General features: G+C 65.8%; 20 protein-coding genes and 1 pseudogene. 10 read left to right on the forward strand and 11 right to left on the reverse strand.

Annotated elements, in window-relative coordinates; translation table 11 throughout:
- Window positions 1–268: hypothetical protein (locus D0Z08_RS32520; protein WP_220453944.1), on the forward strand; the 268-nt coding region annotated here is incomplete at its 5' end.
- Window positions 269–756: 488 nt separating this feature from the next.
- Here the strand turns inward: D0Z08_RS32520 and D0Z08_RS00200 are convergent.
- From D0Z08_RS00200 to D0Z08_RS00215, 4 genes are all read right to left on the reverse strand, one after another.
- A complete protein-coding gene (locus tag D0Z08_RS00200; RefSeq protein ID WP_118921504.1) occupies window positions 757–1,149 on the reverse strand; it encodes a tautomerase family protein in 393 nt (130 codons plus the stop codon).
- Between the two features lie 69 nt (window positions 1,150–1,218).
- Window positions 1,219–1,656: a tautomerase family protein gene (locus D0Z08_RS00205; RefSeq protein ID WP_118921506.1), complete on the reverse strand. Its 438-nt coding sequence runs from the start codon at window positions 1,654–1,656 to the stop codon at window positions 1,219–1,221.
- Between the two features lie 54 nt (window positions 1,657–1,710).
- Window positions 1,711–2,550, reverse strand: coding sequence for a beta-keto acid cleavage family enzyme (locus tag D0Z08_RS00210; protein ID WP_220453941.1), 840 nt, complete (start codon window positions 2,548–2,550; stop codon window positions 1,711–1,713).
- A 66-nt stretch (window positions 2,551–2,616) separates the two neighbouring features.
- Window positions 2,617–4,254 (reverse strand): long-chain fatty acid--CoA ligase, encoded by a 1,638-nt coding sequence (locus D0Z08_RS00215; RefSeq protein ID WP_118921508.1) that lies wholly within the window; start codon window positions 4,252–4,254, stop codon window positions 2,617–2,619.
- A gap of 447 nt (window positions 4,255–4,701) precedes the next feature.
- Here D0Z08_RS00215 and D0Z08_RS00220 point away from each other — a divergent pair, with 447 nt between their 5' ends.
- The 6 genes from D0Z08_RS00220 (at window position 4,702) to D0Z08_RS00240 (ending at window position 11,651) form a co-directional block, all read left to right on the forward strand.
- Window positions 4,702–7,287, forward strand: a complete 2,586-nt coding sequence (locus D0Z08_RS00220) for a flavin-containing monooxygenase (RefSeq protein ID WP_118921563.1) — start codon at window positions 4,702–4,704, stop codon at window positions 7,285–7,287.
- A gap of 7 nt (window positions 7,288–7,294) precedes the next feature.
- Window positions 7,295–7,438, forward strand: coding sequence for a hypothetical protein (locus D0Z08_RS31825; RefSeq protein ID WP_182481069.1), 144 nt, complete (start codon window positions 7,295–7,297; stop codon window positions 7,436–7,438).
- A 36-nt stretch (window positions 7,439–7,474) separates the two neighbouring features.
- Window positions 7,475–9,058: a 4-hydroxyphenylacetate 3-hydroxylase family protein gene (locus D0Z08_RS00225; RefSeq protein WP_118921510.1), complete on the forward strand. Its 1,584-nt coding sequence runs from the start codon at window positions 7,475–7,477 to the stop codon at window positions 9,056–9,058.
- A gap of 11 nt (window positions 9,059–9,069) precedes the next feature.
- Window positions 9,070–9,924, forward strand: coding sequence for a dioxygenase family protein (locus D0Z08_RS00230; protein ID WP_118921512.1), 855 nt, complete (start codon window positions 9,070–9,072; stop codon window positions 9,922–9,924).
- A gap of 83 nt (window positions 9,925–10,007) precedes the next feature.
- Window positions 10,008–10,856, forward strand: coding sequence for a mycofactocin-coupled SDR family oxidoreductase (locus D0Z08_RS00235; protein ID WP_118921514.1), 849 nt, complete (start codon window positions 10,008–10,010; stop codon window positions 10,854–10,856).
- Window positions 10,857–11,129: 273 nt separating this feature from the next.
- Window positions 11,130–11,651 (forward strand): hypothetical protein, encoded by a 522-nt coding sequence (locus D0Z08_RS00240; RefSeq protein WP_118921516.1) that lies wholly within the window; start codon window positions 11,130–11,132, stop codon window positions 11,649–11,651.
- Between the two features lie 292 nt (window positions 11,652–11,943).
- Here the strand turns inward: D0Z08_RS00240 and D0Z08_RS00245 are convergent, their stop codons facing one another.
- The 6 genes and pseudogenes from D0Z08_RS00245 to D0Z08_RS00270 all read right to left on the reverse strand — a co-directional run bounded on the left by D0Z08_RS00245 (window position 11,944) and on the right by D0Z08_RS00270 (window position 17,342).
- Window positions 11,944–12,465: a flavin reductase family protein gene (locus D0Z08_RS00245; protein WP_220453943.1), complete on the reverse strand. Its 522-nt coding sequence runs from the start codon at window positions 12,463–12,465 to the stop codon at window positions 11,944–11,946.
- Window positions 12,466–12,566: 101 nt separating this feature from the next.
- Window positions 12,567–12,920 (reverse strand): hypothetical protein, encoded by a 354-nt coding sequence (locus D0Z08_RS31830; protein WP_182481070.1) that lies wholly within the window; start codon window positions 12,918–12,920, stop codon window positions 12,567–12,569.
- Window positions 12,921–13,096: 176 nt separating this feature from the next.
- Window positions 13,097–14,704, reverse strand: coding sequence for an IS1182 family transposase (locus D0Z08_RS00255; RefSeq protein ID WP_118921520.1), 1,608 nt, complete (start codon window positions 14,702–14,704; stop codon window positions 13,097–13,099).
- 51 nt (window positions 14,705–14,755) lie between these two features.
- Window positions 14,756–15,313 (reverse strand): hypothetical protein, encoded by a 558-nt coding sequence (locus D0Z08_RS00260; RefSeq protein WP_182481071.1) that lies wholly within the window; start codon window positions 15,311–15,313, stop codon window positions 14,756–14,758.
- Between the two features lie 487 nt (window positions 15,314–15,800).
- Window positions 15,801–15,974: pseudogene (locus D0Z08_RS00265) on the reverse strand (DUF255 domain-containing protein); the annotation flags it as partial.
- Window positions 15,975–16,496: 522 nt separating this feature from the next.
- A complete protein-coding gene (locus D0Z08_RS00270; RefSeq protein WP_118921522.1) occupies window positions 16,497–17,342 on the reverse strand; it encodes a cupin domain-containing protein in 846 nt (281 codons plus the stop codon).
- Between the two features lie 251 nt (window positions 17,343–17,593).
- On the opposite strand from D0Z08_RS00270, the gene D0Z08_RS00275 reads away from it, so the two are divergent.
- Window positions 17,594–18,859, forward strand: coding sequence for a PucR family transcriptional regulator (locus D0Z08_RS00275; RefSeq protein WP_118921524.1), 1,266 nt, complete (start codon window positions 17,594–17,596; stop codon window positions 18,857–18,859).
- Between the two features lie 435 nt (window positions 18,860–19,294).
- On the opposite strand, the gene D0Z08_RS31835 is transcribed toward D0Z08_RS00275, so the two are convergent.
- On the reverse strand, window positions 19,295–19,504 hold the full coding sequence (locus tag D0Z08_RS31835; protein WP_118921526.1) for a hypothetical protein: 210 nt from the start codon (window positions 19,502–19,504) through the stop codon (window positions 19,295–19,297).
- A gap of 265 nt (window positions 19,505–19,769) precedes the next feature.
- Here D0Z08_RS31835 and D0Z08_RS00285 point away from each other — a divergent pair, with 265 nt between their 5' ends.
- Both D0Z08_RS00285 and D0Z08_RS00290 read left to right on the forward strand, forming a co-directional pair.
- On the forward strand, window positions 19,770–21,431 hold the full coding sequence (locus tag D0Z08_RS00285; RefSeq protein WP_182481072.1) for a sigma-54-dependent Fis family transcriptional regulator: 1,662 nt from the start codon (window positions 19,770–19,772) through the stop codon (window positions 21,429–21,431).
- Between the two features lie 45 nt (window positions 21,432–21,476).
- Window positions 21,477–22,727, forward strand: coding sequence for a hypothetical protein (locus tag D0Z08_RS00290; RefSeq protein ID WP_147381266.1), 1,251 nt, complete (start codon window positions 21,477–21,479; stop codon window positions 22,725–22,727).
- Window positions 22,728–22,785: the final 58 nt, after the last annotated feature.

The raw sequence follows: 22,785 nt of genomic DNA on the forward strand, positions 1-22,785 counted from the left end.
GGACCGCCGCGGCCTTCTCCTCCGGGGTGTAACGCCGCGTCTGCGGCTTCCCGGGCACCTGCTCCTTCGGCATAGCTCCATCCTCGTTTCCAAGGTCAGGAGCCTCCAAGAAACCCAGGGCGATTCAGTTCGCCATGCTGTTCGCGATCGGCGGCGCCACCCAGACCATGCGCAGTTTCTCTTCGAGCTGGACGACGACCTGATCGAGCGTGAGCACAACGCCTACCGCCTTGGCCAGGACTCACAGCGCATCAAGCCTGTGCACTGACCCCCACGCCGAGACGACCCCCGACCCCGAGATAGCGGGTCGGGGGTCGCAGCGGCGCGATCGGCCTGCTCCATGGGCCGATCAAGGGCCTAACCGGTCCGGGAGGGAGTAAAGGACCGGCTGGCTACATTGTTGCCCACACCAGTCCGCCTCAGTCAAGGTTAACCTGACAATAAGACGACCCCCGGCCGGGATGCGGGCGGGGGTCGCTAGCGTTCCGCCTGACCTACCAGCCAACTGCGAGACGTCGAAGTTGCCGCTGCAAGCGGGCGAGGACAGGGGCCGCATGCCTTCCGTGGGGGCATGCAAGATCCGATGAGGCCCCGTCCAGTGGCGGTCTTTGCCACGAATCTTGTGAGTGAGGCCCCGGCCCGCAACCCCGTCCTACGGACCGGGTCACGTCATACCGTCTAGAACCGTCTGGGACGGCGCCAGTGGACCCAACGCAGCGACACCGTGCCTGGACACACCTGTTCGGCACCAGCCACCTAGTGCGCCCCGACCAGCTTGTCGTCGTCCTCGGCCTCGCCGAGCAGCACGCCGTCCTCCAGGGCCTGGTAGCCAGGGATTTCGACGATCGCCATGACTACGTCCTTCAGCGGCTCGCCGGTGGCAGACGCCCAGCCCTCACCGAGCGCCATGAGCAGCTTGCGGTTCTGCTCCTCCGTTCGACGTCGGACGATGCCGACCATCCGGGTGCCCGAGACCGGTTCGCCGGCGATGTAGATGTCATCCTCGGCGACCTCGGTGAAGAAAACGTTGACGTACCGTGCGGGGGCGCCGGTGACGTCACAGTGCGCCTTCGTGATCGCCTTGGCAATCTCGTTCTTGCGCTGCGAGCTCCGGCTGCCCTTCGTAATGGTGAACTGGTAAAGCGGCATTGATCCTCCTGAATGGGTTGTAGGTAGATAGAACGCAGCAACAACCGCGTCGCGGACCGAGCGGGGTTGCTAGTTGGTCGGAGCTTCCGAGGGCTGGGCCCCCAGCTCCTGTAGGTGCGGCGGGAGGTTCTCGAGGAACTGGGCCTTGCCTTCACCGAGTGAGAAGTCGCCGGGCCCGATCTCGAAGAGCGTGATCATGACGTCCTCGGGCCGGACGCTGCACTCAGCCGAAAGAAGTTCAGTGATCCGGTGGTAGAAGCGCTGCTTAACCTCGGGTGCTCGGCCGCGGGCGAGAGTGACCTCGATGATCATGAAGCCGGCGCTTCGCTCGATGCCATAGAACGATGGGTCGTAGACCAGTTCGCCTGGCTCGTGCTGCGAGATCACTTGGAAGTTGTCACCTTCCGGGATCCCGATGGTGTCTCGCATGGCCTGGTATACGCACTGGCCTATGTGCTGGGCGTGATCAAGAGTCGTCTTCGGAAGCGAGATACGAACGATGGGCATGGAGTCTCCTTTGGTCGGTTTCGGTAGGAGGAAGCAGTGCTGGTTGTCGTCGCTCTAGCGGGCTCCGGAAGCCTTCGGCTGTCCAAGGCCAAGCAGGCGCTCGGCTTCCTCCACGGAAGCGACCTGGAGGTCTAGATCGGTGGCGAGCCGTACAGCTCGGTCGACCAGTGGCCGACTTCCTTGGCTGAGCTTGCCGCGCTTGATGTAGAGAGTGTCTTCGAGGCCGGCGCGGGCGTTGCCCCCCAAGGCGAGAGCAAAGGCAGTCAGGCGGAGGTTCTCGCGGCCCACGGCCACGACCTGCCAAATGGCATCGTGCGGAAGCCGGCGTACCATCGCCAGAAGGTTGTCTGCGGTGGCAGCCATTCCTCCTCTGACGCCCAGGACGATCGAGAACTGCATCCTGTCGGGGTCGACGAACCCCTCGTCTCGAAGTCGGAGGCACTCATCGAGGTGACCCGAGTCGTAGATCTCCAGTTCCGGTTTCACGCCGAGATCGCGCATGCGTGCGGCCAGCCGCCTCACATCCTTGGGCGGGTTATCGAAGACGGCTGAGCCGAAGGTCATTGAACATGGGTTGAGCGTCGCCATTCGCGGTTGGAGCTCTACAAGGGCGGCGCGGTCAGCGAACGGCACGTCCAGTCCGACGCCGGTTGACACCTGAACGAGAACCGGGCATCGATCGGCGATCATCTCGATAGTGCGCCGAGCGATCTTTAGGTCCGCAGTAGGACGGTCGCGCACGTCACGAAAGTGAAGATGAGCGATTGCCGCACCGGACTGATGAGCCTCGACGACCGCATCTGCGATCTCGCCAGGCTGGGTAGGAAGGTGTGGATTGTCTGCCTTCATGGCGATAGGACCGACCGGTGCCACGGTGACCACGACAGCCATCATGCTCCTGAGGTTGGTGATTGATAGATTTCTATGCTCGTCCCGGTTTGGTTGCGGAGGAGCAGAGCGTCAAGCCAGGGTCGCGACCGTGAGCTCACCCGCGGCGTACATGTCGCGCAGGCGCTTCTTGTCGAACTTTCCGACACTCGTCTTGGGGACCTCATCCACGAACGCCCAGTGTTCCGGCAGTTGCCACTTGGCAAAATCGGTGACCAGATGGTTGCGCAGGTCCACGGGAGTGACGCAGGTGTTCTCCGCGGCGACCACCGCTACGAGCGGACGCTCGTCCCACTTCTCGTCCGGCACGGCGATGACCGCCGCCTCGACAACGGCAGGATGCGCCATGACCGCATTCTCCAGGTTCACCGACGAGATCCACTCCCCACCAGACTTGATGACATCCTTGGACCGGTCGGCGATGGAAAGGAATCCGTTGGGCGAGATCGTCCCCACGTCGCCCGTACGGAGCCACCCGTCGCGGAACTTTTCGGGGTCGACCAGGCTCTCCCCAGGGGAGTAGTAGGCACCGGTCACCCATGGCCCCCGCACCTCCAGCTCGCCGAGCGAGACGCCATCGTTCGGCACGGCGGTGCCGTCGTAGGCCGTGAGCCTGGCCTGGACCGCCGCGGGGAATCGACCTTGCGTGTAGCGGTAGGACCAAGCCTCCTCTTTGGCTGTACCGACCGGAGGGTGCGCAGCGGTCCCCAATGGAGAGGTCTCGGTCATACCCCAGACGTGCAGCAGGCGCACGCCGTACTTCTCCTCAAAAACGTGCATCATGGCCGGCGCCAGGGCTGCGCCACCCACGACCGCGGTACGCAGGTGCGAGATGTCTTGGGGATTCGCTTCGAGTGCGGTTAGCACTCCGCTCCAGACGGTCGGCACAGCGGCCGCGAAGGTCGGCTTGGTGGCGGCCATCATCGCAAGCAGTGGCTCGGGTTGGCGGAAGCAGTCGGGAAGCAGCAGGCTTGTGCCCGACATAAGCGCGGCATAGGGAATTCCCCAGGCATTGGCATGGAACAACGGAACGATGGCCAAGATCGTGTCTCCGGCAGTGAAGCCGAACCCGCTCGGAGCGACAAGTTGCATGGAATGCAGCCAGTTGGAGCGGTGGGTGTAGACGACGCCCTTCGGTTCGCCGGTAGTACCCGAGGTGTAACACATGCCCGCAGCGGAGCGCTCGTCGAGGACCGGGAAAGCGTAGCTGTCGTATTGCTCGGAGAGCACGTCCCGCCATGCGTGGACCTGCACCCCGGCGGGCGCCGTGAGTTTCGCCGCGTCGCCGTTCGCCACGATGACATGGCGTACGGTCTTCAACTTGGGGAGAAGCTCTGAGAAGTGGGAAAGAAGCGACGCGTCAACGATGACGACGTGGTCCTCCGCGTGGTTCGCGATGTAGACCAATTGCTCGGGGAAGAGCCGAACGTTGAGCGGATGCAGTACTGCGCCCATCGCAGGAACAGCGATGTAGGCAATCATGTGTTCGTTGTTATTCCACATGAACGTCGCGACTCGATCGCCCTCACCGATCCCCAAGCCCCTCAGTGCGTTTGCGAGTCGGGCGGCATCCGAGCCCAGCTCCCTGAAGGTCTGCGTGCGAACTCCGTCGCCGGTCCAGGTCGAGACGGTCCGGTCTCCCTGAAAATCTGCCGCGTACTTCAGTAGCGTCGCGAGCGACAACTGTTCGTCCTGCATGGTGCCCAGCATGTGCGACCATTCTTTCTCGAGTTTCCTGATAGGCCACTTGCTCGGAGGTTAAAGCCGAGGCTTCGCTGCGACGACCCCTTCGGACGCGAGCAGGTACAAAGACGGGTACCGGGATGGGTATCTGACCCAAGAGAGCCTGAGCGCCCTTTGTGCGTGCGTCGCAGGGCACCACCGGGAGCGCCCCCGGCCGGTGGCGGGTCAGGGTTGGTGGGAAACGGGCCATCAGATCGGCCACGTCCGGAGGTGAGAAGCCGGAGCCCGCGGGACCCGGAAACCATCGACGCATCTGGTCAACACGGGCATCCGCTAAGAGCAGGCGAAGCGCCGACGTTGCACTGGTTCTGTAGCTCGCTGCCGACTCCGGCGACGAGGACAGGTACTTGAACAGGTATGCAGTCGGTACGTCGACGCCTGTGGTGACGGTCACACGCAGCCATGCTCCTGGACATGAACGAGCAACATGTAGACGTCGCCATCGTGGGTGCGGGCTTCGCCGGCCTCTATGCAACCCACCGTCTTCGGAATCTGCAGGGTCTGTCGGTGCAGGGCTTTGAAGCCGCACCCGGACCCGGCGGCGTGTGGTTCTGGAACCGGTACCCGGGTGCCCGCTGCGACTTCGAGAGCATCCACTACTCCTACACGTTCGACGAGGCGCTCCAGCGGGAGTGGCGCTGGAGCGAGCGGTACGCGGCCCAGCCGGAGATCCTCGCCTACCTGGAGCACGTCGCCGAACGATTCGACCTGCGACGCAGCTTCCGGTTTGACACGCGCGTCACCTCCGCGGTGTGGGATGACAGCACTGAGCGCTGGACGGTCACGACGGACGACGGCAATGTCACAGTCGCGCGATACTTCGTCAACGCTGCAGGTGCCTTCTCTGTCTTCAAGGCGAACGAGTTTCCAGGTGAGGCCGACTTCCGTGGCACGGTCATCCACACGAGTCGGTGGCCTGCCGAGGGCATCGACCTGGCCGGCAAGCGCGTCGCGGTCATCGGAACCGGGTCCACTGGAATCCAGGTCAGCCAGACGATCGCTCCGCAGGTCGCTGAGTTGACCGTCTTCCAGCGCACCGCGAACTTCGCGTGCCCCCTGGGAAACCGTCCACTCAGCGACGAGGAGTTCGGCGAAGCCGTCGCCAACTACGAAACGCGGCGGGTGGAGTCGAGAGACAGCATCGCCGGCGCCCCATATCCGCGGGCGGTCAAGTCGGCGCTGATGGACAGCCCCGAAGAGCGGCGCAAGGTCTACGACAAGTACTACCAAGGTGGCGGCTTCCGGATGCTCGCCTCCACCTACTACGACCTGATCTTCAATCCAGAGGCCAACGCGACTGCCGCGGACTACATCCGTGACCGGATTCGCGAGCGCGTGAAGGACCCCGAGGTCGCGGAACTGCTCTGTCCCACGGACCATGCCTACGGCACCAAGCGGCCGCCGTTCGAGATCGACTACTACGAGATGTTCAACCTGCCGCACGTACGACTTGTCGACGCCCGGGCCACGCCGATCGAGCGCATCACCGAGCGCGGAGTCGCGACCACTGACCGTGAGTTTGAGTTCGACGTCATCGTGCTCGCCACCGGGTTTGACGTCGGGGCGGGCGCGCTGATGCGGATGGGTGTGGTCGGCCGCAACGGTCGGACGCTGACTGAGCACTGGGCGGACGGCCAGCGCGCCTACATCGGCATGGCGACGCACGGGTTCCCGAACCTGTTCCACATCAACGGACCGCAGAGTTCGGCAACCCTGTTCAACAACCCGCTCGCGATCGAGGACAGTGTCGACTTCGTCGGCGGCCTGATCGCGCAGGCAGATGCCAGGGGCCACACGACCGCGGAAGTCACAGAGGCAGCCGAGGAGCGCTACAACGAGCTGGTGCGCGAGGTTGCCGACGCGACGCTGTTCCCAACCGCGACCAGCTGGTACATGGGCGCAAACATCCCGGGCAAGCCGCGAACGCCCATGTACCTGTTCACCGGCGCCCCGATGTACCGGGCCATCTGCGCAGAAGTCGAGGCGATGGGCTACGCAGGGTTCTCGTTCGATGGTGGCGACACTTCTCTTCCGAACACGATGAGGCTCGACGGCTCGGCCGTGTTCCTGCTGGCCGGTCTGATGAACATGGGCGCGAAGCCCCTCGAGGAGTGCGACCTCGATGAGGCGCGTGCCGCGATGGAGGGGTTCCGGCTCATGCAGCTGCCGATACCTGCTGACGTCACGATCAGCGACCTCAGCTATCCGATCGATTCAGGTGTGCGGACCGCGCGGCTCTACCGGCCCGCGATCGAGGGTCCACTTCCTGTCGTTGTCTTCCTTCATGGCGGCGGTTGGATCGGGGGCAGCCTGGACTCATTCGACGAGCCGTGCGCAGCGCTCGCCCAGCGAGTGGGAGCTGTTGTCGTGTCTCCCGACTACAGGCTGGCGCCCGAGCATCCGTTCCCGGCGGCCATCGACGACACGATGGCTGCGTTGCGTTGGGTGACAGAGCACATCGGCGAGTACGGCGGTGACCCTGCGCGGATCGCGGTGGGCGGGGAGAGTGCCGGCGCAAACCTCGCCGCGGTCGCGGCGCTGCGCGCACGTGACGAAGGCGGTCCGCACTTGTGCGCGCAGGTACTGGTCACGCCCCTGACTGACCCGATGGCGGAGACGGAGTCCCGACGGATCTTTGCATGGGGGCCCATTCTCACGTCCGAGTTGGGAGCGCGGATGGTGTCGCTCTACCTCGGCGATCCCATGCAGGTGACCTCGCCATGGGTGGCCCCGGCACTCGCTGCCGACCTGTCCGGGCTACCCCCGGCGCTGGTGATCACGATGGAGGTGGATCCGCTGCGGGACGAGGGCGAGGACTACGCGAGCGCGCTCGAAGCGGCCGGGGTGCCGACCGTGTGCCGGCGATTCGACGGTCTGTTCCACACGGCTTACTCGCTCTCGGGTGCGATTCCGCGAGTCGCCGAGATCCAGGAGGCCATCAGCGACTTCCTGGCATTGCGGCTATCCGCAGAGCAGGTCGCCGCAACTTCAGTCGTGTAGTCGATGCGTGGGTGCGTTCCGTCACCTCAGTCCGCTCGAGACAGGTGTCCACTGGGATGGCTCGATCGACAACCCCGACCGGGGTTGGTTCGACGCGACCGCGGTCTTCACCCCGCTGGCCGAGTCGGCTGTCCTGCCGACCCCGGCCTGACCACGTACTTCACCACCCATCGAAGGGGAACCTCACATGACCGCAACGCAGGATCGCAAGCTCAGCACCGTCGAGGAAGGACTCAACGACGTCCGCCCGATGAGCGGTGATGAGTACATCGAGTCGATCCGGGACGACCGCGAGATCTGGATTTACGGCGAGCGCGTCAAGGACGTCACCGAGCACCCGGCGTTCCGCAACCCGGTCAGGATGACCGCGCGTCTTTACGACTCCCTGCACGCTGACGCGGTGTCGGGCGCCGGCGTGCTGACCGTTCCGACCGACACCGGAAACGGTGGGTTCACGCACCCGTTCTTCCGGGCGCCGCACAGCTCTGCTGACTTGGTCGCCGACAAGAACGCCATTGAGGCCTGGGCTCGCCAGACCTGGGGCTGGATGGGTCGTAGCCCCGACTACAAGGCCAGCTTCCTCGGCACCCTGGGCGGGAACACCGAGTTCTACGCGCCCTTCGAGGAGAACGCGAAGCGTTGGTACAAGGAGAGCCAGGAGCGGCTCACCTACTGGAACCACGCCATCATCAACCCGCCGGTCGACCGCGACCTGCCGCCGGACGAGGCTGGTGAGGTCTTCATGCGGGTCGAGAAGGAGACCGACGCCGGTGTCATCGTCTCCGGCGCCAAGGTGGTGGCCACTGGCTCGGCGATCACCAACTACAACTTCATCGCGCACTACGGCCTTCCGATCAAGAAGAAGGAGTACGCGATCGTCTGCACGGTGCCGATGGATGCCCCGGGCGTGAAGCTGATCTGTCGTCCGTCGTACACGATGGCCGCCGACGTGATGGGCAGCCCCTTCGACTACCCGTTGTCGAGCCGGATGGACGAGAACGACACCATCTTCGTCTTCGACAAGGTGCTGGTGCCGTGGGAGAACATCTTCGTCTACGGCGACGTGGAGAAGATCAACGGCTTCTTCCCCCAGTCCGGGTTCATCCCGCGCTTCACGTTCCACGGCTGCATCCGGCTCTCGGTGAAGCTCGACTTCATCGCCGGCCTGCTGCTCAAGGCGTTGGAGGCCACGGGCAGTAAGGACTTCCGTGGTGTGCAGACCCGCGTCGGTGAGGTCATCGGCTACCGCAACGCCTTCCGTGCGCTGGCCGACGCGATGGCCCTGAACCCAGACCAGGGGCCCAACGGCACGGTGCTGCCGAAGCTCGACTATGGCCTGGTCTACCGCCAGCTGATGATCCAGGCCTACCCGCGGGTCAGGGAGATCATCATGCAGGACGTCGCGTCGGGCCTGATCTACCTCAACTCCAACGCCGTCGACTTCAAGACCCCGGAGGTCCGGCCGTACCTCGACAAGTACGTCCGGGGCTCGAACGGCTACGACGCGGTCGACCGGGTCAAGGTGATGAAGGCCCTGTGGGACGCCGTTGGAACCGAGTTCGGTGGCCGCCACGAGCTCTACGAGCGCAACTACTCCGGCAACCACGAGAACGTGAAGGCCGAGATCCTCTTCGCCGCCGAGGCGCAGGGGGAGACGGCCGCGATGAAGGGGTTCGCCGAATCGATGATGGCCGAGTACGACCTCGACGGCTGGACCGTCCCCGACCTGATCAGCCCCGCGGACGTCAGCCGCATCCAGAACCGGAAATGAGGAACGTCGACATGAGCACCATCCAAGAGTCCCCCACAGCAGCAGGCTCGGGCGCGAGCGCCAGCGAGAACTTCAAGGCCGTGGCCGCCGGCCTCACCGTCGTAGACACGCCTCCGGAGCGCGTGGCGGCCATCGTGACCGCGGTCCTCAAGGGCGTGCACGGCGCCATCGAGGAGTACGACGTCACCTACCCCGAGTTCCAGGCTGCCAAGGCGTGGCTCATGGCTGTTGGTGACGGCGGCGAGTGGCCACTGTTCATGGACGTCTTCGTCGAGCACGCCGTGGAGGCGCAGGTCGCGAGCACCCAGCACGGCACCAAGGGATCGATCCTCGGCCCGTACTACCTGCCCGACCAGGTGAAGCTGGGCTCGACGTGCCAGCTTCCGCGCCGCGACGACGAGCGAGGCACGCCGCTCGTGCTCGAGGGCCAGGTCCGCGACATCGACGGTACGCCGTTGGGAGGAGCCGAGATCGACCTCTGGCAGGCCGACGCCGACGGCTACTACTCCGGTTTCGCGCCGCATGTGCCCGACGGCAACCTGCGCGGTGTCGTCGTGACCGATCACGAGGGCCGTTTCGAGATCAACACGATCCAACCCGCGCCCTACCAGATCCCGCACGACGGGCCGACCGGGCAGCTGATCGAGGCTGCCGGCTGGCACCCGTGGCGTCCAGCGCACCTGCACATCCAGGTGCGCGCCGAAGGTCACCGGCCCGTCACGACCCAGCTCTACTTCGCCGGTGGCGAGTGGCTGGACTCCGATGTCGCCGAGGCGACCAAGCCCGAACTGGTCATCGACCCACAGGACGACGGCACGGGTGTGCACCGCAGCTCCTACGACTTCGAGCTCGAGCCCCAGTCATGAGTGTCCAGTCCTGACCCCTAGAGACGGATCTCGTTAGTTCCCAACAGGCCATACGCAAACGACGTACGAACGGAGTGACACACATGGGTCGAGTAGAGGGCAAGGTCGCCTTCATCACCGGTGCGGCACGCGGCCAGGGTCGCGCCCACGCCGTCCGTCTAGCTGAGGAAGGGGCGAACATCATCGCGGTCGATATCTGCGGCGACGTCGACACCGTCCCCTATCCCGGCGCGAACACCGACGACATGGAAGCAACAGTCAAGGAGGTAGAGGCGTTGGGCCGCCGAATCCTCGCTCGCCGGGCCGACGTTCGCGACCTCGGTGCGCTCGAAGAGGTCGTCGGCGAGGGCATTGAGGAGTTCGGTGGCATCGACATCGTCTGCGCCAACGCCGGCATCGCCAGCTTTGGGCCAGCTCTCGAACTAGACGAGGCCACTTGGCAGGACGTCATCGACATCAATCTCACGGGGACGTGGAAGACAGTCAAGGCCGCGGTGCCGCACATGATCGAGACTGGTCGCGGGGGCTCGGTCGTCCTGACGAGCTCGGTGGCCGGGCTGATCGGCTTCCCAAATCTTGCCCACTACACCGCCGCTAAGCACGGCGTCACGGGTCTCATGCGGGTGCTTGCCATCGAACTCGCGCAGTACGGCATCCGCGTCAACTCGGTGCACCCGGCGACTGTGGACACCCCGATGGTCGCCAACCCCGCCTCCTACAAGCTGTTCCTCGGCGGCGTTGAGGGGGCAACGCGCGAGCAGGCCGCAGTGGGAATGGCAGCGATGAATGCCCTGAACATTCCTTGGGTCGACGCGGTCGACGTGAGCAACGCCGTCCTCTACCTGGCTTCGGATGAGGCTCGCTACGTAACCGGTACCACCACTGTCATCGATGCCGGGGCGATCGCACCCTTCAAGATCCGCCACGGGTGAGCCGGTTCGACGTCAACACGATCCAGCCCGCGCCGTACCAGATCCCGCACGACGGGCCGCTCGGGGACGGGGGGACGCCGACCCAGTAGTCACTCCTCCTCAAAGACCGCGCGCACAGAAACCGGCACCGCGTGCACGAGAGGGTGTCCCCAGCCTGAGTACCAGCGTCACCGCCTCGACGCTCGTACTGCGCCCGGCATCGAGAGGCGGTCTGTTGACGCGCCTAGATGGCGCAGCCGCTCTCACAGCGGCCACATCATGTTGGAGGTAGGAATGTCTGCACCGTTCAGCGAGTCCGTCGCGAGTGTCCCTGCACGAATCTCGTCCAAGCCGAAGGCGGCCGCGCTCGCCGCCGCTGCCGCAGGAGCAGTGCTGCTCGTGACCTCGCTCGTGGGACCGGGCTGGCTTTACGTGCCGGCCAACCCGGCGGCACAGGTACCTGCAATGACGCTGAGCTTCGGGGACCTTCACGACCTGACCGCGGGCGGGATGGTCCCAACCAACGGTATCCAGGACGCGTACCTCTCGTGGCTCGGGTGGATGCTGGTCGCCGCGGTGTCGGTGCTGGCCGTGGCGCTCGCGGTGGCGCCTCGGCGGTCGCTGGCCTGGCTCCTTGTCGTCGCCAGCGTCGTCGGCCTCGTAGTGACCACGCTCGCCCTGAAGGGGCCCCTGTCCTGGGGGGACTTCATCGATGAGGCCAAGAACCTGCGCATCGGTGGCTACCTCGTCATCATCGGCTTCATCGTCACCCTTGTCCTCGCCGCCATCAGTCTGCGGCCCCGCCGGGAGCTGTAGGACCAAGGACTCGTGACCGGAGCGGCGGCCCGCCGGACCCGGCGGGCCGCTCGGTTGCGTGCACTCCGGGTTCAGAGAAGGGCGCACGGCCGAATGCGTGCCGCTCTGTGCGCCTCTCCCTGAACCCGAACGGGAGCGAGGGATCCTCGTCGGCCGCACGTGATCGCCGAGTTCGCATCTCGCCGAGTCGTCGTTGCGGACCAGCCGGCACCATGACGAGTGAGAGATGAAAGATTACAGCTCAGTCGCGGGTGGGAATCGCTCGTTTGAGGTTCCTTCAGTGCAGCACATGCTACGGATGCATCGGACGTTCGAGAGCGACCACCTCTGGCGGCAGCCCCCATTCGTTGCGGCCGAGCCGGGAAACCGGCTGGAGGCGCTCCATCGCCGGATGACCGTCCACCAGCACGCTACGTCGCACGGTGACAGCGACGACGTTGCCCAGCACCAAGGTCGACTCACCCAGCGGCACCGTCGAGTGCAGGCGGCACTCCAGGGACGCGGGCGACTCCATGACCCGTGGGGGCGCGACCACAGATGAGGCTTCCATGACCACGCCCACAGCCGCGGCCTCATCGAGGCCCGGCGCGAACGCCGCACTCGTCGCGTTCACCTTGTCCATGAGCGCCAGAGGGGCCAGGCTCACCACGAACTCACCCGTCTCCAGCACGTTGCGCAATGTGTCCTTCTCACCCACCGACGTGAACTGCACGATCGGCGGACGCGCGGAGGCGACCGTGAAGAAGGAGTGCGGCGCCAAGTTGTGCGCCCGCTGCGCCGAGAGCGTGGAGACCCAAGCGATCGGACGGGGCACGACGAGCGCCGTGAGAAGGCGGTAGGCGTTGACGCCAGGGTCGTCGGTTGAGAATACGGTTCGGTCGCGGGACACGTCGGTCGGCGTAGGCAGGGAAGAGCTCATCGCAGCGCGAGTACCCGATCGTCGTCCCGGCCGAGCAACTCACGGGCGCCTTCGAGGTCGCCGCGTGCCAGGCGACGGCGTACTTCCGTGGACGAGCAGCGCGCACCCGCGGCCTCGACCAGGTCGAGGGCTTCAACCTGCATTCCGTGCTCGCGGCCGATCTCGTCCAGACGCGAAACATCACCCTCGCCACCGCGGCCACAACGGAAATGGTCGCCCACCACGAGGAGTTGCGCCCCGAGCCGGTCCACCAGGCCAGACGCCACGAAGTCAGCCGCGGTCTGGGCCGCCAAGTCCGCGGTGAACGGCAGCACCACCACCGCATCGATGCCTAGGAGACCGCTGAACAAGACGTCATCTCGGCTCGGTTGATGGCGTGGGCGGCGGGCGGAACCTGGCGACGGCCGTCGAGCGGCGGGTTTGAGTTGGCACCATTGGGTGCGGCACCGGATTGTTCCGCCCGCCTTTTGGTCGACCCGAGGCCCTTGGGGCGTGTGCAGCGGCGGTCGGCCGGCCAGCGGGGTGGTCAGGCCAGGGCCCAGGCGCCGTCTTGGACGGTGAGGCCCATGGCGAGCAGTCGGCGCAGGTTGAGTGCGGCGACGCGGTGGTGGAGCCAGTTGTTGTTCTTCTCGATCCCGAGGTAGGGGACGCGGCGGTTGCCTCTGACGAGCCAGGCGATGGAGCGCTCGACCATCGGGCGGTGTTGGCGGTAGACGGCTTGGAAGTCGGGGTCTTTCGCGCGCTGACGGTGCTCGCGGTGGACCAGGTCGTGTTCGTGAACGTTGGTCGCCTTGCCGTTCTTCGATGTCGTGCAGCGCTCCTTCAGGGGGCAACTGCGACAGATCGCTCCGAACGTCACGTGGCGCTTCGGAGGCAGCGTGCGGGTGTGCCCGGCAGGGCAGGTCAGAGTCCCTGCGCCCTGCGCACCGTCGGGGTCGTGGATGAAGTCATCGACGGTGAACCCGCCGGGCACCGGGGGTATGAGGGGCCATGGCTTGATGATCGGGAACCAGCCGTCCTTGGTGAGGTCAGCCAGCGCCTGGCCGGTGCCGTAGGCGGAGTCGGCCAGTGCTTCCTTGCGCTGATCCTCGGCGATGTCGAGGGTGGGGTCCTCGGCGAGCAGCCGGGTGCCGACGGCGGCGTCAGAGTTCTCGACACCACAAGCCTTGGTCAGCTCCACACCGGTGTACAAGCCGGTGTCGGGCTCGGCCGCGATGTGAGCGGTGTAACCGTCGCGGCGGTCCGCACGGGTCTTATGGGCGTGCCTGGTGTCGGGGTCCACGGTCGAGATCACCCGATCGTGCGCGGTCTTCCTCGCGATCCGCCACCGGCCGTCGGTGCCATCGGAGCCCTCGGCGGGTTCGACGTCTTGCCCGGCGACAAGCGCCAACAGGGCGACCGCTTCAGCCGGCCTTCCGCCCGTTTCGGTGATCGCCTCGACGTCGAGGACACCCAGCAGGGCAAGCGCGTCGTTGACCAGTGCGGTGACCAGCTCCTCCCGAGCGGCGCGGTCGTCCCAGGCGATCCGCGGCTTCCCGGTGGCGGCGTAGTCCTGTCCAGTCAGCGCAGCCAGCCGAGTGCAGTGCGCACCGATGAGGTCCTTCGCCCCGGCGACGTCGCGACCCACCTGGCGGATCGCTGCGATCAGCTGGGTCACGGTGTCTTGCCGCGCGACCGCGTCGTCCAACACCGTGGAATCCAGGGCCCGACGCTGCTTCCCAGCGACCGCACCGGTGGTGGCGATCAGCTCGCGGATCACCTCGAAGATCAGATGCGGACGCTCGCTCGCCGCCAACCGGCGACGCCAGTACGTCAACACCGTCGGGTGGAACGCCGTCGCGTCGATCGCCAACCCACACGCGGCCTTCCACCGCAGGTCGAACGTGACCGCCTCGACCGCCTCGCGATCCGACAGGCCATGCAAGGTCTGCAACACGATCACCGAGGCGATCATCTCCGGCGGCAGCGACGGCCGACCCAACCTGGAGGGAAAGAGCTCAGAGAACAGCTCGGCCGGAAATAGCTTGTGCCGATGCTCGGCCAAGAACGCGAACACGCTCCCCGCCGGCAACAAGTGCCCCGCTACCGACTCCACGTCCAACACATCGCGCTGGTCATCAGCTCGTCCCTGCACCAGACAAGTATTTCAGGGATCACGCCCACGGCACGCAGGCGCGCCTTTTGTTCAGCGGTCTCCTAGCAGCGGGTCCAGTGCGTCGATGGTCGGCTTCCACAGGTTCAGCCAGTTCCGGCGCGGTCCGACAGCGAACGAGACCTGTAGGCGGACGGCGCCGTCTGGGAGTTCGGGTGCGCCGAGAACCGCCGCCCGAACCTGCTCCTTGTACGCGGTCGTCTGAGAGGACGCCGTGGTGCGGACCGTGAACACCGTCGCCGGCGGACTGCTCTCTCGGGCTGGTGCCACGAGCACCGTGGAGGTGGTGGCGAGCCGCTTGGTGCACCACACAGATACCAGGTCGTCTGTTCGCAGGTGCGCAGCGAGCGGGTGGACGTAGTTGTCGAGGTCGGCCATGTCGGTGAGATCACGGCCCCCGGGAAGTCCGACATCGAGGCGGAGTGCCCACGGCCCGTCCAGCAGGGACGGGCGCAGCAGGTAGGCGGTGTCCTCGAGGTACTCGCGCAGTCGGACCTGGTCGGGGTGGGAGGACTTGTTCCAGCTGGCCAGCCGCGGGACCTTGCGGAGGACCAGCGACTCCCCCTCGGGGCGCTCGTACCAGCGGTTCATGGCTGGAACCTACGGCAGACGGCCGACAAGGGAGCCGTGCGGAGGGAGCCGTGCGGAGGGAGCCGTGCGGAGCGAGCCGTGCGGAGCGAGCCGGGCTCTCTACTCGTCGATCTGCCCATGAGGCCTGTTGGATAGCGTCACCGCATGCCGAGGACTGAACAGACCGTCGCAGCGATCGAGGCCGCCGCGTGGAACGCGCGGATCAATCTGGTCCGATAGATCCCGGAGGAGTACGGCACTGCCTCGCACCGCGAGGTGTACGCCGCTGTCGCGTCACGCCTGTATGTTCCTCACATCGAACGGTGCTCGGACAGTTTCGGTACCTGGACGACAGAATGGGCGTTGTGTCAGCTGGCGCGAGTGATACACGAGAGTGATACACGAAGCCCCGGAATCCGTGGCCAGCCACGTCCATCCGTGAATCTCTACGGCCAGATTTGACGCTCAAAACAGCGGATCTCAACGCCACAGAGGCTCAACTGAGCGTGAGCCTTGTCACGTGGCACCAATGGCAACTGCTGTAGCCCACGGACAGCAACACGGGCAGGCCGCGACGCCGTGCCTCGGCGAAAGCTTCCTCGCTCCATTCCCACCAATCCACGGGATTTTGAGCGTGCTGGAGCAGGTATGGCGACGTTGCGGACGCCAGGCGATTCGGCACGGTCCCCACGCTAGCCGGTCTTGGTCGAGCATCCAGAAGGACGTGAGTGATACACGAAACGGCTCGCGAGTGATACACGAGGATCGCCGCCACTGGCGGCCAATGGCACGTGTATCACCAGGGCGCATCGTGCATCATCCGCCGCCCTGCCTGCCACTGACCACCAGTGACAGCCTGTCGGTCGGCGCGATGGCGCCGCGACTCGCGCATCAAAGGCGGCGCTGTGACACAGGCCGCACGGCACGGCGATGCGCCGTGCTCATGGCCGCTGTGGGAGTCGCCGGCCATGGCCAGGCAGGTCGCGCCTCCCAAGCTGAACGGACTCTAGGATCGCGCCCACCTACGTCTGCGCAGGTCAACGTGCAGTGGTTTTCTTCACTGCGGTCAACACCGCCATTGTGGGCTGTTCGGCGTAGTGGGGAAGTGGAAGCCGCACTTGAGGCAGGTGGTTCCGGAGCACCGCCCGCTGTTTGGGGGGCCGGCTCGCGGGGCTTCGGGCGCCGCGAGCCGGCCGGGGAGGAATCATGCAGGCAGGGCATCCTTCGTGATGACCCAGAATTTCTTGTGGAACGGACCCTTGGAGGTCCACGTCACGTGGAGGCCGGACGGCAGAGCGATCAGGTCGCCTGCTCGGTAGTCCCACTCCTCGCCCGTCTCGTCGTTCCGGAGGTGGGCCTCCCCCTCGAGCATGAGGATGGTCTCGTCCCCGCGGGTAGCGGTGTAGGGGGTCGTCAGGGTGCCGTCGGGCTCGCAGCCGGGGATTCCCTTGCCTGTACGCCAGAGACCCGACATCAGCGTGCCGGTCGTGCCCTCGGGGCAGAAGACGACGTACTCACCCTTGGTGAGGTCGCCTTCGAGCGGCTCGGTGAAGTCGTTCTGCGTCCATTCCTCGGGGTTGTCGCTGACGTTGGCGACGATCAAGTCGTCGAACTTCGCGCCGGTGGCGTCGGTGCCGTCCCAGGTGGTCCAGAACTTCTTGAAGTACGGTCCCCTGATCTCCCAGGACACCTCCAGCCCCTTGGGTTGGTAGACGATCGAACCAGGCCCCACGTCGTACTGCTTGCCGGTCTTCTTGACCGTGATAGCGGCGGAGCCTTCGAGCACGACCGCACACCCGTCGCCGAGCGGCGACGACCACACAACCGTGCCAGAGCCATCGGCGTTCGCGCCCGGCGCAGCAGCGTGGTAGCGCCAGAGGCCCGACGTCAGATTGCCGCTGGTCCCTTCGGGGCGGAACAGTGCGATCTCGCCCTGCGCCTCGGCGCGACCGAGAGTGGGCTCCTCCCACTCAAAGGGCTCCCATTCGTTCTTGGCCGGGTCAACGGAGCCGTTGAAAATGCGACCCGTGCCCGCTTTGGTGACGGTCATGTTGGTTCCTCCTTGTGCCTCAGCGACTTGTTGACCCGCTTCAGGTGTTGTCGGTGCTGGGCGAGGCGAGACATGATTTGACGTTCATCACGCTAGGGCGGCGTGTGAGCGACACCACTGTCCCAGCGGGCCAAGAGGTTCGGGGACCTTTGGCCCCGCGACGGTCCTGACGCTGGCCGGTTGGTCTGTCAGGATGAACGGGCGAGATTTGCGTTGCTCCTTGGGGACAACCACGCCGGAGGAGAGAGCGCATGGACGAGGAGGCGGTAGCAGCCCAGCGCGTCGTGCTCGGCGAAAAGATGGGCAACGAGCTCGACGAGCTCACCCAGGAACTTCAGATGGAGATGCTGCGACAGGTTCCCGACCTTGCGGTCGACCGGACAGTGGTGGAACTGCTCGGAGTCAGCATTCGGAGCAACCTCGAAACGATCGTCCAGGTGCTCCGCAACGTCGTCGACGTGGACTTCGTCATCACGCCGATAGGAGCGCGCGAATATGCTCGGCGTCTTGCCCAGCACGGCGTGTCACTGATCGCGCTGCTGCGGGCCTACCGTCTGGGCCAACGGATGCTGATGGACTGGGGCTTCGCGAAGCTCGTCGAGACGGTCGACGCCCCCCTGGCGCTGGAGTCCTACCACGCACTGGCGCAGGTCACCTACCGCTACGTCGACTCGATCTCCGAGCAGGTTGTGGCGGAGTACCAGGAGGAACGCGAGCGCTGGCTTGCCCATCGCAGCACCGTCGTCGCGGACACCCTCGAACGCCTCCTCGTCGGCGACGCGGTCGACGTCGACAGCGCCGAGAAGGGCCTCGGACACCGGCTCCGGCAGCATCACGTGGGTGTGCTGTTGTGGACCGCCGACCCCGCGGCCGTCGCTGCCGACCTGGCCATGCTGGAGAACGTCGTGGCCAGGCTTAACCGCGCGATCGACGGCCGGGGGACGCCCATGTTCTGGCCCAAGGACCGGGCCACCGGCTGGGCCTGGCTGTCCGTCCACGCCGACGTAGAGATGCCCGACCCGCGGCAGCTGGAGGACAGCCTGGCAGGGATCGACCCGCAGGTGCGCGTGGCGCTCGGCACCCCGGCGGCGGGGCCGAGTGGTTTCCGGGCGACCCACCTCGAGGCGTGCCGGGCACAGCAGGTGGCACTTGTGGCCAGTGACCGGGGCGCACGAGTCACGTCATTCGGCGACCCCGGGGTACGTGTCGCCTCCCTGCTGGTGCACGACCTCGAGGCGGCCCGACGCCTCGTCCGCACCACGCTTGGCGGGCTCGCCCTGGACACCGAGTCCGCCGACCGGCTTCGCGAGACGACGCTCGTTTTCCTGGCAGAGAAGGGGAGCCACACGACGACCTCCGCGCGCCTCCACCTGCACAAGAACACCGTGAAGTACCGGTTGAAGCGGGCGGTCGAGGAACGGGGTCGGCCCGTGGACGAAGACCGCCTCGACCTTGAGCTCGCTCTGATCGCCTGCCAATGGCTGGGCCCCGCGGTGCTGGTTTCCAAGGAGCCCTGAGCGAGCCTGTCCATTGGCGACAAAAGCGCCCGGCGGGGACTTTTGGCCGTCAGGCGTCCAGGTCCGCAAGTGCCGCCATCGCCTGTGCCCACCATGCGGCAATCTCGGCTGCATCATCGGGGCTGAGACCTTCTTCATCCATCGGATCAATCACCGACTGTCACGTAGGTGACAACGAAGCCGACAGAGCAGGGGCAACTGCGTGTGATGATGCCACCTGCACTGCGGATGGTGCCGAGCAGAACCCGAAGCTCGTTCTTGGCGGCTATCGCGGTGTGCCACGTCATGACGGAGCACCACACAAGAGTTGTGCACGATCACCTGTCGCGACTTTCCGCCTCGGCCAAGTCCAAATTGGCGAACCGAATGGGTTGCGCAGGTAGTACTCGTTCTGCGTCATAGCCTCGTACATCGCTCTCACCTCCAACCGGCTGGTCACGACGCTTCGAGGAAGCGATCGGCTTCGGAGCGGAGGGCATCGGCGGCAACGCGGTGGCCCATCACGGACGACGGGGGCGGTGCCCAGTACGGAACCGCGGCGCTTTCGGACATAGCCTTGTCGTCTTCGCGGCGCGCCAGATCGAGCAGGACCTTGCGCAGCAGCGCTGCGAACGTGGCTGGCGCATCGGCGGGGATGCTGTTCATGACGGATCACCTGCTCGAGGTCGGATTGTCCAGTTCGTGGTGCTTGATGATGTTGCGCCGCCCACGGTCTTCCCCTTGCAGAGCGGCCTGCCAACGAATAGGCATAGATCCACTGTGCGCCCCAAATCTCCCCGATTCGTGTTCAGTTTCTGGACAGGTCACGGGGGTGTGGTGGCTGAGACTTGGGCATGTGCCCACCTCGACGACAGGCTCGATGACAGGGATGACAGGTCTGCGATCTCAGGCATACGCTGGAGGAGTTAGCGTGGCTTGGAGGATCATGAACTCGCCGTCCGACGGAGCCTCGGGGAGCACTCAGGCGCGTCCGGAAATCGAGCTGTCGTGGAAGCGATCCGTGCTCAACGGCATCACTCCAGAGCTGCAAGGTCTCGATGAGTTGCCCGTCATCGACATCGATCCCTCCAGCCGCCTGTTGACAGCGGCCTCGCCGGTGCTCGACCAGATGGTCGCCAAGTTGACGGGCACCAACTACAGCCTGCTCCTCGCCGACCGGGACTGCCGGCTGATGTACCGCTGGTTCGACGAGCCGAAGTTCGAGACCGTGATGGACTCGCTCGGCCTGCGGCACGGCGCGAACATCGGCGAGGACTCGGTGGGGACGAACGCGCTCGGCACGGCCATCGAGACCCGGCACGGCATAGTCGTGCACGGGACGGAGCACTACATCGAGTCGTTCAAACGGTTCTCGTGCTACGGCCACCCGATCCGGCACCCGGTCACCCGTCGGATCGAGGGCGTCCTCGACATCACTGGCATCGCGGCCGATGCCAACCCACTGCTCGCGCCGTTCCTCGTGCGAGCCGTGGAGGACATCGAACAGCGGCTGCTCGACCAGGCCAAAGCGTCGGAGCGGGCACTGCTGGCGGCATTCCAATCAGCCTCACGGCACCGGCAGCGCGCGGTGGCAGCCCTCGGCGACGACATTGTGCTGACCAACAAGGCTGCCCTCGACCTGCTCGAGCCCGGTGACTACGCGCTCATGCGGATGCTCATGGACGACCTGGAACGGACGCCTGAACGTAGCGCGGAGGTGAGCCTCTCGTCGGGTGCCTCGGTGCACGTGCACCTGGCGCGAGTCGCCGGCGCCGGAGAGGGGACGATGTTCCACTTCGAGCCCGTCGCCGAACCCCGCCTCCGTTCCCCGCGAGCCCCGGTCATACCAGTCGGTGATGCCGGTACACCCCTGCTCATCCACGGCTCACCGGGCACCGGGCGGAGCACCGAGGCTCGGCGGATCTTCGGTGACTCGGCTGATTACTTCAACTGCGCTGACGCCGCCATGGAGGGCGAGATGGCCTTTGGGCGCAGGCTTCGCGATCGCCTCGCGAACCCCGCGGGATCGGTCTGTCTCGAGAACGTCGAGTTGCTGCCTGATGCGCTGGTGCCGGTCGTCGTGGAGAGCATCGACGCAGGCAAGGGGCCGCGCCTGGGACTCACGACGATCGAGCTCGAGGAGCTCAGGGGTGCCCACCTCGGCCTGGCCACCATGATCGTCGAGCGCATCGAGCTCAAGCCCTTGCGTAACCGTGGCGCCGAGGTGTCGGAGATCGCGATGCGCCTCATCCGAGAGCTCAACCCGGCCGCCAACGTGCGGCTCATCCCGAGCGTGATCGAGTCATTGGCCACCCGGCCGTGGCCGGGCAACCTGCACGAGCTCAAGGCCGTCTTGGCCCACGTCGTCCAGCACCGGTCGGCGGGCGACGTCACGCTGACCGACCTGCCCGAGGCCTACCGCACCAGCTCAGGGGCACGGCAGCTGTGGGGTCGCGAGCAGGCCGAACACGATGCGATCCTCGCGGCGCTACGGCGTTGCGACGGCAACAAGGTCAAGGCGGCCCAGGAGCTGGGCATCAGCAGAACCACCCTGTACGCCCGCATTCGCGCGCTCAAGATCACCGGCTTCTGACCTGTTCACTTCCTGAACAGTCCGCCCCTCCTCGCCGTCCTTAGCGTGGCTGATGCCCGCCTCGCCACGGGCATCGCACCTGGATGCCGGTGGCGACCGCCACGGCCATCTCGCTGCGACGCTGCATCCCATCTCACCCCAGGAGGGGCAATGACAACGTATGAGCAAAGCAGTGAAGCGGACGTGACGACGGTCGCCGCGGCCCAAGCCGCCCGCGTCCCCGCATTCGGACGGGCGACCCCGGTCGTGACCGTCGCAGTGATCTTCGCAGTGTCCGTGGTCAGTTGGTGGCTTCTGGCCGATCCCCGGTGGAGTCTCACGGGTGCCTCGGCCCCGGTTGTCAGTTGTGTGCTGTTCTGGACGATTCTCGGTTGCCTGTTTACCGGCTTCACGTTTGCGAACTGGCCGTTCTCCACCCTGCCTCAACCAGTGGCGGGCCTTGCCCAGGTGACCGCCACCGTGATGATCGGGGTGGGCGCGACACTGCTCTTCACCCGTGGCGTGGGCAGCTGGGACCCGACGTTCTCGGCTGAAACCGGGGGTGGTGCTGGATACACAGCGACGGCGTTCATCGTGCTTGTCGGCTTCTACGCCTTCACGCTGGCCTCCGCCAGTTGGGGAGGGTATCCGTTCGAGTCCGTGTCGGCTCCGCTGGCCAGTGTTGGGCAGTTCTTCGTCGGTGCCTTCATCACGCTGGTCGGTGTGGTCGTCCTGGTGTACCCCAACTTCAACGCTCAGCTCGCCGCGAACGCTCCGATCCTGCTTCCGGACGCGTTGGGTTGGGCCTACTCCAGCATCGTGGTCGCGATCGTGGCGGCGATGCAGTGGCAGAACTGGCCGTGGGCCGGCATCGGCAACCGTCACGCCCGCGCGTTGGTTGCCCTGGTCGCCACGCTGGGCGGCGGCTACCTGCTGAAGCTCGCGCTCGAGGCAGTGGTGAGGGCCGTCGTCCCAGCGGGCATCGAGGCTCTCCCGACTTTCTCGGCGGCGGTCGAGTCCGCTCAGCTGGGAGTCTGCTTCAGTCTTTGGGCGCTGATTGTCGGCCTGCTGTTCGCACCCGGCGAGTCCGGGTCAGTCGGTGTCAGCCGGGCGGCTCGGACCGCCCTGGTCGCAGTTCTCGCTATCACTACCTACGTCGTCTTCACGCGATTCCTGGCGACGTCCGTCCTCCACTTCCCAGCGATCAAGGGAAGCTACGGCGGCGACCCGCTGGCGTTTATCGACTGGACCATCCTGATCGTCCTGTGGCACGCGGTGGCATTCGGCGGCCACTTCGCGACCCGCAAGTCGGCCTAGGGCCAGCGGCTTCAAGCCTGTTCACTTCCTGAACAGTTCCCCCCTCCTCACCGTACCT

Origin of the sequence: Nocardioides immobilis (genome assembly GCF_003515065.1) — a bacterium.
Classification (GTDB): Bacteria; Actinomycetota; Actinomycetes; order Propionibacteriales; family Nocardioidaceae; genus Nocardioides; species Nocardioides immobilis.

Coding starts and splice junctions, on each gene's coding strand:
- D0Z08_RS00200 (WP_118921504.1), bottom strand. CDS start 1,149: ATGCCGCTTTACCAGTTCACCATTACGAAGGGCAGCCGGAGCTCGCAG.
- D0Z08_RS00225 (WP_118921510.1), top strand. CDS start 7,475: ATGACCGCAACGCAGGATCGCAAGCTCAGCACCGTCGAGGAAGGACTC.
- D0Z08_RS00230 (WP_118921512.1), top strand. CDS start 9,070: ATGAGCACCATCCAAGAGTCCCCCACAGCAGCAGGCTCGGGCGCGAGC.
- D0Z08_RS00205 (WP_118921506.1), bottom strand. CDS start 1,656: ATGCCCATCGTTCGTATCTCGCTTCCGAAGACGACTCTTGATCACGCC.
- D0Z08_RS00210 (WP_220453941.1), bottom strand. CDS start 2,550: ATGATGGCTGTCGTGGTCACCGTGGCACCGGTCGGTCCTATCGCCATG.
- D0Z08_RS00220 (WP_118921563.1), top strand. CDS start 4,702: ATGAACGAGCAACATGTAGACGTCGCCATCGTGGGTGCGGGCTTCGCC.
- D0Z08_RS00215 (WP_118921508.1), bottom strand. CDS start 4,254: ATGCTGGGCACCATGCAGGACGAACAGTTGTCGCTCGCGACGCTACTG.
- D0Z08_RS00260 (WP_182481071.1), bottom strand. CDS start 15,313: ATGAACCGCTGGTACGAGCGCCCCGAGGGGGAGTCGCTGGTCCTCCGC.
- D0Z08_RS00275 (WP_118921524.1), top strand. CDS start 17,594: ATGGACGAGGAGGCGGTAGCAGCCCAGCGCGTCGTGCTCGGCGAAAAG.
- D0Z08_RS00240 (WP_118921516.1), top strand. CDS start 11,130: ATGTCTGCACCGTTCAGCGAGTCCGTCGCGAGTGTCCCTGCACGAATC.
- D0Z08_RS31835 (WP_118921526.1), bottom strand. CDS start 19,504: ATGAACAGCATCCCCGCCGATGCGCCAGCCACGTTCGCAGCGCTGCTG.
- D0Z08_RS00270 (WP_118921522.1), bottom strand. CDS start 17,342: ATGACCGTCACCAAAGCGGGCACGGGTCGCATTTTCAACGGCTCCGTT.
- D0Z08_RS00235 (WP_118921514.1), top strand. CDS start 10,008: ATGGGTCGAGTAGAGGGCAAGGTCGCCTTCATCACCGGTGCGGCACGC.